8 protein-coding genes are annotated in these 13,405 nt (G+C 64.6%); all 8 read right to left on the bottom strand.

Going from position 1 to position 13,405, the window contains the following annotated elements; all coding sequences use genetic code 11:
• Window positions 1–110 precede the first annotated feature (110 nt).
• Entirely contained in the window at window positions 111–362 is a 252-nt protein-coding gene (locus IAE39_RS26950) for a DUF3077 domain-containing protein (RefSeq protein WP_201207534.1), read from the bottom strand.
• 1 nt (window position 363) lies between these two features.
• Window positions 364–627: a hypothetical protein gene (locus IAE39_RS26945; protein ID WP_201207533.1), complete on the bottom strand. Its 264-nt coding sequence runs from the start codon at window positions 625–627 to the stop codon at window positions 364–366.
• Between the two features lie 702 nt (window positions 628–1,329).
• Window positions 1,330–1,821 carry an OmpA family protein gene (locus IAE39_RS26940; RefSeq protein WP_201207532.1) on the bottom strand — a complete coding sequence of 164 codons (492 nt, stop codon included), beginning with the start codon at window positions 1,819–1,821 and terminating at the stop codon, window positions 1,330–1,332.
• A 4-nt stretch (window positions 1,822–1,825) separates the two neighbouring features.
• The gene (locus IAE39_RS26935; protein ID WP_201207531.1) at window positions 1,826–3,097 is read right to left on the bottom strand and encodes a diguanylate cyclase domain-containing protein; all 1,272 of its coding nucleotides are present in this window, start codon (window positions 3,095–3,097) and stop codon (window positions 1,826–1,828) included.
• Window positions 3,094–3,660 carry a YfiR family protein gene (locus tag IAE39_RS26930; protein ID WP_201207530.1) on the bottom strand — a complete coding sequence of 189 codons (567 nt, stop codon included), beginning with the start codon at window positions 3,658–3,660 and terminating at the stop codon, window positions 3,094–3,096. The genes IAE39_RS26935 and IAE39_RS26930 overlap by 4 nt, the downstream gene beginning before the upstream one ends.
• A 234-nt stretch (window positions 3,661–3,894) precedes the next feature.
• Window positions 3,895–5,970 carry an exodeoxyribonuclease V subunit alpha gene (recD, locus tag IAE39_RS26925; RefSeq protein WP_201207529.1) on the bottom strand — a complete coding sequence of 692 codons (2,076 nt, stop codon included), beginning with the start codon at window positions 5,968–5,970 and terminating at the stop codon, window positions 3,895–3,897.
• Window positions 5,967–9,641, bottom strand: a complete 3,675-nt coding sequence (gene recB / locus IAE39_RS26920; RefSeq protein WP_201207528.1) for an exodeoxyribonuclease V subunit beta — start codon at window positions 9,639–9,641, stop codon at window positions 5,967–5,969. Before recB ends, recD begins: the two co-directional genes overlap by 4 nt.
• Window positions 9,638–13,120 carry an exodeoxyribonuclease V subunit gamma gene (gene recC / locus IAE39_RS26915; RefSeq protein ID WP_201207527.1) on the bottom strand — a complete coding sequence of 1,161 codons (3,483 nt, stop codon included), beginning with the start codon at window positions 13,118–13,120 and terminating at the stop codon, window positions 9,638–9,640. Before recC ends, recB begins: the two co-directional genes overlap by 4 nt.
• Window positions 13,121–13,405 lie beyond the last annotated feature (285 nt).

Raw genomic sequence — 13,405 nt, 5'->3', positions numbered from 1 at the left:
TGTTCCGGGGCCACATTTCAGTTTCTTGGGATTTCAGACAGAGCCTAGCACAGACTCCCAGGATTGAAAGCCAGCCACTGGAGCAAGGGCCGCGCCGCGGCCCTATCCCATCAGCTCATTCTGCTGGACATTCCTAGCTCCATATCATCAATCAACGCTTTCGCCATCTCACTGAGAATGCGCGCAGCACTACCTGCAATCCGGTCATTCTCCATCTCTGCCTCTGTCGTGAGGTGACGAATACAGCCAAGCAGTACAGACAACTGCGTGAAGGCGTGACTGAATGGCACGTTTGGCTGCAAACGGAACAGGTCGAAGGTTTCCATACCCGCTGTCGAGGAGTCTCTTGGATCATCGCTCATATCATTGCTCCTTGATACCGGTGCTGGTGTGGTCCGTCAGAGCCTGAATTGCTCGACACAGCAGGCGAATGTTCATGCCCATGGCGTCTTGTATAAGGCCGGGGCCGCTGTCGATCAGTACGGTAGTGGTGTGATCCACGGTATGAATCAGGGCACTGAGCAGCTGATTACACTCTTCGATGCTCGGAGGGTCTTGAAATGAGAGATTGGGCGGGTCGAGTTGCAGAAGTTCTGAGGCGGGTGGATCGGGTACGAGCTTTTTCATGATGGGGCTCCCTTGAACGAAACAGGAACTGCCGCCCTCTTCGTCTCAAGGATTTGGGTGGCAGTCGTGCACGGTTTGAGACCCGGGACACATGAATACCGGCCAGGCCGAAGCCTGCCCGCGCACGACCGCCATGAAGCGGTGCCAACACATGTAGTCCGGGTGTCTCAAGCCCGGTCACCTGGAAAGGCGACGCAAGGACGTTATCCCAGGGTGAGTTCCCCGACTATGTGGCGGCTTCTGACAGGCGTGTAGGATAATTCGCCGCGTGAGGTGAACTGAAGCAATTGGCTTCAGGTTCGGAAATTTCTTACAGGCAGATGGCACTGGCGAGGGCTGCGCCCTCGATCGCAGGCAAGCCAGCTCCCACAGGTACAGCGTAATCTCGAAGCCAGCACAGTACCTGTGGGAGCGGGCGTGCCCGCGAACACCGGCGCAGCCGGTGCCATATACCGAGTTGCCTTCTTCGCGGGTGAACCCGCTCCTACACCGACCGCGCTAGCCCAGGGGTAACACAAATCCTGTGGGAGTGGGCGTGCCCGCGAACACCGGCGAAGCCGGTGCCGTATACCGAGTTGCCTTCTTCGCGGGTAAACCCGCTCCTACATCGACCGCGCTAGCCCAGGGGTAACACAAATCCTGTGGGAGCGGGTTTACCCGCGAACACCGGCGTAGCCGGTGCCAGGCCTGTGGGGCAATGGATCAGTAGGACGCGACCACGATGGACACCCGACGGTTCTCGGTACGCCCGGCGCTGGTGCGGTTGTCCGCTACTGGCTGGGTGCTGCCCAGGCCACGGGACTGGATATTCTGCGCCGGCATGCCCACCCCTACCAATGCCTTGGTCACGCTCTGCGCGCGGCGCTCTGACAGCTGCTGGTTATACGCCGCCTTACCCGACGAGTCGGCATGTCCGTCCACTCGCACGCCCTGGATACCAACGCCAAGCAGCGCCTTGCCGATGCGCTCGACAATCGCCTGGCTCTGGCCGTTGAGGCTGTCCAGGTCGCTGCCGAACAGCACCTTGCCAGACAGGTCGTATGCCCAGCCTTCATCGGTGGGGGTGAAACCTTCGCGTTTGAGCACGGCAATCTGTTCGGGGGTAAGGCCCTTGGGCGGTGTGCTCTGGCAGCCGGTCAGCGCCAGCACGGCGAGCAACAAGGCCCACAGCGGGAAACGTATAGCCTGTATCACGGGTTCAACTCCTGTTCTTGATATCGGTGGCGGACCGTTCCGTCTGCGCCACTTGCCAATGGCCACGGCGTTTGCGCTTGGCCTGGTACATCGCCGCATCGGCGGCATTCAGAAGACTGGCGGGGTCAGCGCCGTCTTCCGGGTAATAGGCGATACCGACACTCAGTGACGTGGCGATACTGCGGCCGCTGTCCAGCTGCACCGGCAGCTTCATGCTGGCTACGATCTTCTCGGCAATGTGTTCTGCGTCGCGGCGCGTATGCAAAGGCGTCAGCAGCACGGCGAACTCGTCGCCGCCCAGGCGTGCTACCAGGTCGTGCTCGCGCAGCTGGGCGCGCACGCGGTCGGCTACGCTGATCAGCACTTCGTCACCCACGGCGTGGCCAAGGGTGTCATTGATCTGCTTGAAGTGGTCGCTGTCGAGGAACAACAGCGCCAGGTGCTCCTGCTGGCGCGCCGCATTGCGCATGCTGCGGCTCAAGCGCCCTTCGAAGAAGGCACGGTTGGGCAGGCCGGTGAGGCTGTCATGGCTGGCCTGGTGGGCCAAGGTCTGGTTTTCGTTCTGCAGGTGGCTTTGCCACACCTCCAGTTCGTCCAGCAGCGCGTTGAAGTCGTTGCCCAGCTCGTTGAGCTCGGCAATCGCCGCTTCCGGCACGCGTCGGTCAAAACTGCGCTCGCGGCGGGCGGCGTGGGCGACACTGGCCAGGCCGCGCAGCGGGCGGGTGATGTCACTGAGCATGCGCCGCGACAGGTACTGGGCCGCCAAGGCACTGAGGACCGTGCAGAACAGGATGCCGGCCACGCCGCTCAGCAGGAACAGCAGCAGGCTACGCCCCTGACCGACCAGTTCGATGTGCCCGACCTGTTGTTGCTGATGCATGATCGGCAGGTTGACCGGCTCGTCCAGCAAGGCGGTGGCGACCTGCACTTCCAGCTGGGCGAGCATGCCGGTTTCACCACGCTGCCAGTGCGCCAGCTGCTCGCCTTCGTTGTTGAACACCTTGGCTTCGGCCACTTCCTCGCGACTGGCGATCAGCGCCAGCGACTCATTGGCCGCAACACTGTCATCGAACACCACCGCCGCTTCCACGGTGTAGTTGATCGAGCGGGCGATCAGTTGCAGGTTGTGGTTGGCGTACACACTCAGGGCCAGCACGCCGAGCAGGGTCAGGGAAATACCGGCCAGGCCCACGGCGAGCAAGGCGACACTGAGGTGGCCACGACCGAGCACCGAGCGCAGGGTCGGGCGCACGCTGCGCTTGCGGGTCGGTTTCATGGCTGCACCGCCCGGCGCCGCGACAGTTGCAGCACGCTGGGGTGAATACGCACGCCGGAGCGCGCCACCGAATCAAGGTTGACCTCGAAGGCCACCTGCTGATCGCTGACCCGCAGGCAGAACAGGCTGCCAACCGTGCACGGGTCGTTTGCTTCGCTGATGCTCAGCACCGGGTGGCCGCTGACGCGTTCGAACAGTTTGTCGCGCTGGCCCTGGTCGAGCTTACCGATATAGATGGCGTCGCAGGCCTGGGCGACCTGGGTGTCGTCTGCCAGCAGGCGCTTTACCTGCAACGGGCGGCCGGACTCCTGCACATGGCCCTTGATCAGGTCATCGGCGTATTCGGTGGGGCCGACCAGGCACAGGCGCAAGGGTGAGGGTTCGACGGGCCAGCGGGCGTAGCTGAAAATGCCTAGCACCACCTGGGTCACGGCCTTGGCGCGTTGCTGCGCCTGGGCGGCGGTTGTGGCGGTTTCTGCCCGGGCGGGGCCTGCAGAAAGGTACAGGACGGCCAGCAATAGCGAAAGCGCACAGCGTGTCACTCGCCTTGCGGCCACGTGCATGTGGGGAATCTCTCAGGTCCTTTGCGGTATCGGCGCAACGATAGCACATGGCCGCATCAATGTAGGAATGAGCCGCTGATCTCGCGGGTGTATACGGTCCCTGTAGGAGCGGCCTTGTGTCGCGATCGGGCTGCACAGCAGCCCCTCGATATCTGCTGCACTGCTGATATCCGGGGGCCGCTTTGCGGCCCGATCGCGACACAAGGCCGCTCCTACAAGGGATCGCGTGGGCTATCAGACCTGTTCGAGCATCAATCCCGAAATGCGCCGCACCTTGCGCGCCACCGCTTCTTCGAAAATACCCAGGCGCGGCTCGACCAGGCTGAAGCAATGCTTGGCGCGGGTGATGCCGGTGTACACCAGTTCCTTGGTCAGCACCGGGTTGAGCGCGTCCGGCAGCACCAGTGCGGTGTGGCTGAACTCCGAGCCCTGGGACTTGTGCACGGTCATGGCGAACACCGTTTCTACTTCGTTGAGCCGACTGGGCAGAACAAAACGCACCCCGCCGCTGCCGTCGTTACGCGGGAAGGCCACGCGCAGCAGCGGCTCGCCACGCTCGTCGGGCAGGCGCAGGGCAATGCCGATGTCACCGTTCATCAGGCCCAGGCCGTAGTCGTTGCGGGTTACCAACACCGGGCGACCTTCGTACCAGGGCTGCTGGCTGTCGATCAGCCCGGCATTGTGCAGCACCCGCGCCACCCGCTCGTTGAGGCCTTCGACACCCCAGGCACCACGGCGCACCGCGCACAGCAACTGGAAGTCTTCAAAGCTGAGCAACACCTTGCCCGCCCATTGCTCCCAGGCGGGGTCGTCAAACGCGGTATCGAGCGACGGGCGGTAGCGGCCAAGGGTGCGCAGGTAGCTGCGGTAACCTTGCGGGCCTTCACTGCCGCGGTTGAGGCCGTCGAGCAGCAGGCGGTCGAAGGCGCGGTCCTGCTCGTGCTTGAGGGCCAGGCTGTGCACGTCAGGCAGCGGGGCAGCCAGCAGGTTGCGCGCCGCGTGGGAGTCCTGGCGGTTGACCCATCGGGCCAGTTGGCCAATGCCGCTGCCTTCGCCAAAACGCCGTGAAAAGCGCAGCATCACCACTTGCTGGGCCAGCGGATGGCGCTGTTCATCACCCGTCTTGAGGCCGCTGCCGGCCAGTGACTCGCCACTGATCTGCTCGAGCCACGCTGCGGTCGCCGGCGAGTAGTAGCCCTCCTCGGCGTCCCGACACAGGTCGCCCAGCACCGCACCCGCTTCGACCGAGGCCAGCTGGTCCTTGTCGCCCAGCAGCACGAGACGTGCCCGTGGCGGCAGGGCATCGAGCAGGTTGGCCATCATTTCCAGGTCGATCATCGAAGCTTCATCGACCACCAGTACATCCAACGGCAGTGGGTTGCCGGCATGGTGACGAAAGTGCCGCGAGCCCGGGCGGCTACCGAGCAGGCGGTGCACGGTGCTGACTTCGGTCGGGATCTGCCCGCGCACGTCGGCGCTGACCTGCAGGCGCTCGACTTGCTGACCAATCGATTCGGTCAGGCGCGCAGCGGCCTTGCCGGTCGGTGCCGCCAGGCGGATGCGCAGCGGCCTGCCCTGCTCCACTGCCGGTGCCTGCAGCAAGGCGAGCAAGCGCACCACAGTGGTGGTCTTGCCGGTGCCGGGGCCACCGGTGATGATGCTGAAGCCAGCCCGCGTGGCCAGCGCACAGGCAAGCTTCTGCCAGTCCACCTGGCCGGCTGGAGCCCCACCTTCGAACAGTTGGGCCAGGCGCTTCGCCAGGTCCGCTGGCGGTGCTTCGGCCTGCGTCAAGCGCTGGCGCAGGGTATGGTCGATGCGCCGCTCGTAGCTCCAGTAGCGGCGCAGGTACAGGCGCTCGCCACTGAGTACCAGCGGCCGCGCTTGCTGGCCCGGGGTATCGCCAGCGGCCACCAGTGGGCTGGCAGCGATACGCTGGCGCCAGGCATTCAAATCGAGGTTGGCCAGCAGTTGCGATGGCAGCAGCAGCGGGCCGGCCAGGGCATCGCCTTCTGGCGGCAACGACAGGGCAAAGTCGGGCTCGGCCAGGGTTTGCTGCAGGTCGAGGCAGACGTGGCCATGGCCCAGCTGGTGGCTGGCCAATGCCGCCGCCAGCAACAGCAAGGGGTCGCTGCCGGGTGCGCGCTCTTCGAGGAACGACACGAATGCACGGTCCAGCGCGCGCAGCCAGCCGCGCTCTACCCAGCGATCGAGCAACTGCAGCAGGTCACCGCTGTCATGCTGTGGCGCCAGCGCCAGCAGGTGCTCGGCGTGCAACGGGGTGGGCAACAGGTCGACAAGGCTGCGGCTCATAACTCGGCTCCGGCAAACAGGTCCTGCTGTACCGGCGGGTGCTCGCCACGGAACAGTGCATCGAGGCTTTCGATCAGCTCGCGCGGTGGCTTGACGTGGTACACGCCATGGCCACTGCTGCTGGCACCGCGCAGGAAGATGAACAGGGCACCGCCAACATCACGGTCGTAATCGTAGTCCGGCAGACGCGCGCGCAACTGGCGATGCAGGGCCAGCAGGTACAGCACGTACTGCAGATCGTAACGGTGTTCAAGAATGGCCTTTTCCATGGCCAGGGCGTCGTAGGCCTGGATGTCCGGGCCCAGCCAGTTGGACTTGTAGTCGGTCACGTAGTAACGCCCATCCAGCTCGAACGCCAGGTCGATGAAGCCCTTGAACATGCCGTTGAGCACGGTGGGCTGCGCCGCCGGGCGCGCCAGCCCCAGGTGGGTATGGCGTGCCACCAGGCGGTCAAGTTGTTCGGCGTCGACCCGGTGGCTGGCGAACCAGAATTCCATTTCGATCTGGTAATGACGCAGTTGCCCGAGTGTCACGCCCTGCTCGCTGCCCGGCAGTGGCAGCGCCTCGCCCAGCAAGCGCTGCATCCACTGGCTGAGGGTGGGAATCCAGCCGGTCCAGTCGCGGCGGTTGCAACGCTGGCCAACGGTTCGCTCGATAAGCTGCGGATTATCGCTGACCTGGCTGAAACCTTCGCGGCCCGCCCATTCCAGCAAACCATGCAGGAAGGTGCCGGGATTCGGCCCACGCGGAAAGCGGTGGATATCGCCGCTGTCGGCGGGGACTTCGCGCAGTAACTGCGCATCGACCACCTCGTCATCCAGCAGTTGCTGGGCCTGTGAGCTGTCGGCCCCGAGGGTTTGATCACCCACGCGCAGGGCACTGTACGACGCGATCCACCAGTGTTCGGCGGCAGCCCGGCGCGGCTTGCGAGCCGGCAGCAGCTCACGTTCAGCGTGCGGCATGCGATACACCTGCTCATCCGCCTGCGGCAGGCCTGGGCAGGAGATGTGCGGGCAGGTCGCCGCCAGGGCCTGCAACCAGTCGGAAAGCTGCACCGAAGCGGCCAGGGCAAGGCCACCCCCCAGCAGATAGCCGAAGGCCGAACGGTGCAGCTGCGAGCTCTTCTGGTTGCCACGCTTGAGGTCGGCGACACCCAGCCAGCAGGCATGCTGGGCGCGGGTCAGGGCCACGTAGAGCAGGCGCAAGTCTTCGGCCAGGCGCTCGTCGTCGGCGCGTTCGATCTGCTCCGGGTTGGGCGTCAGGGTAAGGTGCGCATTGCCCTCACTGTCATGCCAGGCCAACGGCAGGCGGCTGCCGTCGACCGGCTTGCTGGTGCAGATGAATGGCAGGTAGACCAAGGGATACTCCAAGCCCTTGGATTTGTGGATGGTCACCACCTTGACCAACTGTTCATCGCTTTCCAGCCGCAGGATCTGTTCTTCACCCGCCTGGCCGGAACTGGCCAGGTGCTCGGCCAGGTGGCGGATCAGCGCCTGTTCGCCATCCAGTTCGCCAGCGGCCTGCTGCAGCAGTTCGGCAAGGTGCAGCAGGTTGGTCAGCACCCGTTCGCCATCGGTGCGACGGATCAGTGTGCGCGGTAGCTGAAAGTCATGCAGCAGGTGGCGCAGCATCGGCAGCACACCCTGGCGCTGCCAGGTGTCGCGATAGTGGCGAAAACGCATGACCCAGCCTTCCCAGACCCGTTCGTCCTGGTTCAGCCGGTCCAGTGCGGCCAGTGACAGGCCAAGGGTAAGGCTGGCCAAGGCGGCCTTGAGCAGGCGCTCCGAGTCGGGCTCGGCGCAGGCCTTGAGCCAGGCCAGCAGGTCGTGGGCTTCTTGCGCGGCGAACACCGAGTCCTTGTCGGAAAGGTACACACTGCGTACGTCACGCGCGGTCAGCTCGGCGCGGACCATTTGTGCTTCATGGCCATCGCGCACCAGGATGGCGATGTCTGAAGGCAGGCACGGGCGCAGTTCGCCGTCGGCATTCCGGAAGCCAGCCGTGCCTTGCTGGCCGCCATTGAGCAAGGCGACGATATGACTGGCGCAACTGGCTGCCAGCCGCTGGCGGTAGACGGTGCTGGAAACCGGTTCTTCGCTTTCCAGCTGCCAGCATTGCAGGGCTGCGCTGGTTTCACCGTCGATCATCAGCTGCTCGCTACGGCCTTTGGCGCGGACTTCGATGAACGGCAGCGGGTTGTCATCGGCCTCGCGGAACAGGAATGCCCCGCGCCCCGTTTCCCGCGCCTCGGCCTGCAGGAATACCTGGTTGACCGCCGCGACCATGGCTTTGCTGGAGCGGTAGTTGGTGTCCAGGCTGTGCAGCCGACCACGGGTGGCACGCCGTGCGGCGAGGTAGGTGTAGATGTCGGCGCCACGGAAGGCGTAGATCGCCTGCTTGGGGTCGCCGATCATGAACAGGCCGGTTTCCGGGCGGTTTTCGCTGATCTGGTAGATGCGCTCGAAAATGCCGTACTGCACCGGGTCGGTGTCCTGGAATTCGTCGATCAGCGCTACCGGGAACTGCTCGCGGATCAGCCCGGCAAGGCGCTCGCCGGCCTCGCTGGCCAGGGCGTGCTGCAGGCGCACGAGCATGTCGTCAAAGCCCATTTCCGCGCGCCGGCGCTTCTCCACTTCGAAGCGTGCCGACACCCAGTTGGCTGCGTGCTCAAGCAAGGGCGCATCCGGGCTGTCCAGCGCTTGCAGTTGTTGCTGCAAGGTCTGCATGGCATTCAGGGCCGGGTGCTCGGGTGGTTCCCCCTTCCAGGCTTCGGCCATACCGCCCGGTGTCAGCCGGGTGAAGCCGGTTCCCAGGTCAAGCTCCACCAGTTGTTCATCACCCGCCCAGGCGCAAAGCTTGTCGAACCACGGCTCAAAATACCGCGCCTGCATCTTGCGGCCGTCGACCTGCTTGGCCGCCAGCGCATCGCGACAGATTTGTCGCAACTCTTCGGCCCACTGCGCCCAGGGTGCCTTGAGCCGGGCCAGCTGTTCGCCGCGATGCTGCAACGATGCCTGGATCAGTGCCGCCGGTTCTTGCCCGTCCTGCTGGGCACGCACGCGGCCGAACAGCGGGCGAATACGCGGCAGCAAGGCGTCGGGGCTACCCCAGTGGCCGCGCACCCAGGCCAGCGCGTCACCTTGCATGCTGTAGCAGAAGCGCCGCCAGTAATCGCGCATGACCTGGCCCAGCAATTCGCTATGGTCGGTTTCCAGGGTCTGGGTAAACAGGCTGCCGCTGTCGAAAGCGTGCTCGCGCAGCATGCGCTGGCACCAGCCGTGAATGGTCGATACCGCCGCTTCGTCCATCCACTGCACGGCGATTTCCAGGCGCCCGGCACAACGCGGCCAGGCCTCTTCCGGGTAATCGTCGCGTAGCTGATGCAGCAGCGGGTCAGCGCCTTCCAGTTCACCCCGGAAGAACCGTGCGGCTTCCGCCAGGCGGGCGCGAATACGTTCGCGCAGCTCCTTGGTGGCGGCGTCGGTGAAGGTCACCACCAGAATCTGAGGGGGCAGCAACTCGCGCTCGAAGCCCTGCTCGCCACCGTGGCCGAGGATCAGGCGCAGGTACAGCGCCGAAATGGTGAAGGTCTTGCCGGTGCCGGCACTGGCCTCGATCAACTGGCTGCCATGCAGGGGGAAACTCAGTGCCAGGGGACGGACCTGGGTCATGCGCCTTTCTCCGGGTTGCCCAGGGTTTGCCAGGGGGCGGTGAACAATGGGCGGTACAAGGTTTCGCACCAGCCTTCAAAGGTTTCGTCAGCGCTGAGCGCGGCGAAATCGCGGAACTGCCGGGCCAGGGCAATGCTTTCGCTGCGCTCGCCGAAGCTGGTGCGTTCATCGCCCTCGTAGGCACGGGCGGCGGCGGCCAAGGCTTTGTCGGCATCGTCCTGGGCCAGCCAGGCAAATGCGGTCTTGGCTGCGACCGACAGTGGCGCGTTCATGGCGGCCTGGCGGGCCACCAGCAGGTCGCCCAGCAGTTGCGCAGCCGTTTCTTGCGGCAACGGCGCAAGCAACAGGGTCAGGTCGCTGGCTACCAGTGCACTGTTGTAGGGGTAACCCGCCGCGCAGGCCGCCAGGTGCGTGACCCAGGGCGCGATCAGCCGGTGCCATTTGAGGTTGTTGCGCCCGGCGCTGATGGTGTTGGGTACCGTGGTGATGCTGAGCAGGCTCTGGTCATCGGCCTGGAATACCCGGCCCAGCCAGCCTTCCAGGCGGTGGCGGCCGTGTTCGAAATGAATCGGCAAGGCACCCTCGACCAGCTGTGGCCAGCGCTGCAACAGTTGCTGATGGCGCTGTAGCAGGTCGGGGAGCGGTTCGATCAACTCGCTTTGCAGTAGCTCGCCGAACCCGGCCAGTGGCAGCAACCCGCAGGCTTGCAGGCGCCGGGCCTGGGCCTGCAAGGCCTGTTCGGCATTGTCGGGTTCGGCCAGGGCGGCGCCGAGCAGGCTTTCGCTGGCGCCGTAGCGTTGCAGGGTGTCGAGGACGAAGGGTTCTTCGTCCGGGGTCGGCGCTTCCAGCGCTTCGAAGTACACCTTCAGGCGCTGGCTGAAGAAGTGCCGCACCGGGTGACGCAGGAAGTCATTCAACTGCGTCAGGCTCAGGGCTTCATCGTCTTCATAAGGTGGCAGGCCGGGGTCTTTGTGCTCCTCGTCCTCACCTTGCTGGTGCAGCACCTGCCATTCGTGGGCAAAGCTGAACAGCGGGCTGCCCTTCTGAAAATAGCGTGGGCTGAACGGTTGCAGCGGATGCTCCTGGGTCAGGGTGTGCAACAGTTGCTCGCCCGGTTGCTCTGGCTGCCCTTGCTCCGCGCCATCCAACTGCCAGCCAGCGGCGATGTGATCGCGCAACTGGCCAATCAACACCGAGGCCGGGCGTTCGCTGTTATCGCGAATACTGCGCCCGACCCAGCTGACATACAGCTGGTCACGTGCCGACAGCAGCGCTTCGAGCAGCAGGTAGCGGTCGTCTTCGCGACGTGAGCGGTCCCCGGGGCGGTAGTCGCTGGCCATCAAGTCGAAGTCCAGCGGTTGCTGCGCACGCGGGTAGTCGCCATCGTTCATGCCCAGCAGGCAGACCACCCGGAACGGGATGGCGCGCATGGGCATGAGGGTGCAGAAATTCACCGAGCCGGCGAGGAAGCGTTGCGATAGCTTGCCTTGGTCCAGGCCCGACAGCCAGGCCTCGCGTACCACGGTCAGCGGCAACGGATCTTGCAGGCCGACGGCCTCGCACACCTCAAGCCAGCTGTCGCGCAGGTCCTGCAACTGCATCAGCAGGAACTCGTCATGCTCACCCTCGGCGAGGAAGAACACTTGTAACAGGGCATGCAGGCGCTCGCCCCACTGGCTGACGGTGGCAGGTTCGGACAAGGCCTGGCAGGCGACGTCGAGCGCATCGAGCAGGGCGACCAATGGGCCGATCAGGGCGGCATCGAGACCACCGATTTCATCGTAGGGTTCGATGCCATCACAGGCTTCACCTACACCCACTGCATAGCCGAGCAGCATGCGCCGCAGGCCGAAGCGCCAACTGTTCTGCTCAAGCCCGGCGGGCAAGCCCAGGCTGGCCCGCTGCTCGGCGTTGAGGCCCCAGCGAATGCCTGCGCCCTCGATCCAGCGGTGCAGGGTGGGCAAGTCGTTTTCACGAATACCGAAGCGGGCGCGCACTGCCGGTACGTCCAGCAGGTCGAGCACTTCACTGACCGCGAAACGGCTGTCTGGCAGTTTGAGCAGGTGTTCGAGAGCGATCAGCAAGGGCTCGCGGCCACGCTGGCCCTGGTCTGTCAGAGTGAACGGGATGTAGCGCGGGTCGTTGCGTTGCAACTGGCCAAACACAGCACGGATATGGGGCGCGTAGGTGTCGATGGCCGGCAGCATGACGATCACGTCACGCGGGCGCAAAGTGGGGTCGGCGCTGAAACGGGCCAACAGCTGGTCGTGGAGGATTTCCACTTCGCGTTGCGGGCTGTGGGCCACGTGGAACCGGATCGAACGGTCCTTTGCCGTGTCGACTGGCGACCAAAGCTCGCGGGTTTCGGCAAGCGGGCGCAGTTCCAGGATATCGTCCTGGAGTTGGTTGAGTAGTGTGGTGGGTGAGCCATCACTGAACAGGTCGATACGGCCGTCGCTGAACACGCCTTGATAGCTGCCCGGGTCGTCGTAGCTGTCGAGCAGGTTGATGTAGTCGCGGCCCTGCTTGCCCCAGGCGGCCAGCAACGGATGGGCATGCTGGTGCAGCGACTGGTCGTCCAGTTGCAGGGGCATGCCCTGCTTGCGTTGCTGGCGTTTGTACTGGTGGCGCAGCAGGTCCTTGTCGGCAACGATGTCTGCCCAGTGGTGACGGCAGGGGTTGTGCACGCACAGCAGCACCTGGCTGAACCGCGCCAAGCCTGCCAGCGCCTCCAGGGCCTGAGCGGGTAGCGAGGAAATACCGAACACGATTACGCGCGGTGGCAGCCCAGGAGGGGCTTGTTCCAGGCTGTTTATACGTTCGATGAAGCGTTGGTGCACACCGGCTCGGCTCTGGGCCATGCCTTGTTCACCGACATCTTCCAGCAGGGCCCGCCATAGCTCGGCCTGCCAGCGGTTACCCGGCGGCAGCGCTTTACGCTCACCACGGGCAGTGTTGAGGATGTGCTCGCCGGCAGCCCAGTCCTTGAGCCAATCGGCGCGGTAGACCTGGTATTGGTCGAACAGGTCGGCCAGGCGCTCGGAAAGCTGGTAGCGCTTGCGCAGGTCGCTGTCGTCGGTGAGGAAGCGGCGCAGCGGCTCGAAATGCGGGCGTTCGATCAGGGCCGGCAGCAGGCGCATCAGGCGCCAGGTGAGCGGGGCCTTGTCGAGCAAGGACACCTCGGGAATTTCGTCACGACCCAGCACACTGCGGTACAGCTGCCACATGAAGCTGCCGGGCAGTTGCACGTCGATTGCAGCGGCGATGCCACAGCCGCCCAGGTCATCTTCCAGCGGGTCTTCGGCCAGAGCCAGCTTGAGCCATTGGGCGATACCGTTGCTTTGCACCAGGGCGATTTCGTTTTCCAGCGGCGCCAGGGGGTAGCGACGCATCCAGCTCACTACCAGGCTGCGCAGGTCGTCGAGGCGGTTGCCATGGACGATCATGAAGCCGGGGTGGAGATGGGTGGTGGTGAGCATCGGGAGGTCTCTGGCAGGCGCTGGGGGCTGAGGAGGAACGATATCACGCGGGCATGAAAGGGCCGAATGCCCACGGGCTCCTCACCTGTTCACGCGGCCCCTGTGGGAGCGGCTTTAGCCGCGAATACCGGCGAAGCCGGTGCCATATACCGCGTTGCCTGCTTCGCGGGTGAACCCGCTCCCACAGGGGATCTCTACAAGACCGGGAGATTGTGCAGGGCCCGGCTTTTTGGCGCCACAAAGACAAAACCCCTACCTGCATGCGCAGATAGGGGTTTTGCGAAA

This window comes from Pseudomonas sp. S37, assembly GCF_016658545.1.
GTDB lineage: Bacteria > Pseudomonadota > Gammaproteobacteria > Pseudomonadales > Pseudomonadaceae > Aquipseudomonas.
This window is presented reverse-complemented; position numbering and strand designations above follow the sequence as displayed.

Excerpts from the sequence above, each read along its gene's own strand:
- IAE39_RS26950 (WP_201207534.1), bottom strand. The coding sequence starts at position 362 with ATGAGCGATGATCCAAGAGACTCCTCGACAGCGGGTATGGAAACCTTC.
- IAE39_RS26945 (WP_201207533.1), bottom strand. The coding sequence starts at position 627 with ATGAAAAAGCTCGTACCCGATCCACCCGCCTCAGAACTTCTGCAACTC.
- IAE39_RS26935 (WP_201207531.1), bottom strand. The coding sequence starts at position 3,097 with ATGAAACCGACCCGCAAGCGCAGCGTGCGCCCGACCCTGCGCTCGGTG.
- IAE39_RS26930 (WP_201207530.1), bottom strand. The coding sequence starts at position 3,660 with ATGCACGTGGCCGCAAGGCGAGTGACACGCTGTGCGCTTTCGCTATTG.
- recD (WP_201207529.1), bottom strand. The coding sequence starts at position 5,970 with ATGAGCCGCAGCCTTGTCGACCTGTTGCCCACCCCGTTGCACGCCGAG.
- recB (WP_201207528.1), bottom strand. The coding sequence starts at position 9,641 with ATGACCCAGGTCCGTCCCCTGGCACTGAGTTTCCCCCTGCATGGCAGC.
- recC (WP_201207527.1), bottom strand. The coding sequence starts at position 13,120 with ATGCTCACCACCACCCATCTCCACCCCGGCTTCATGATCGTCCATGGC.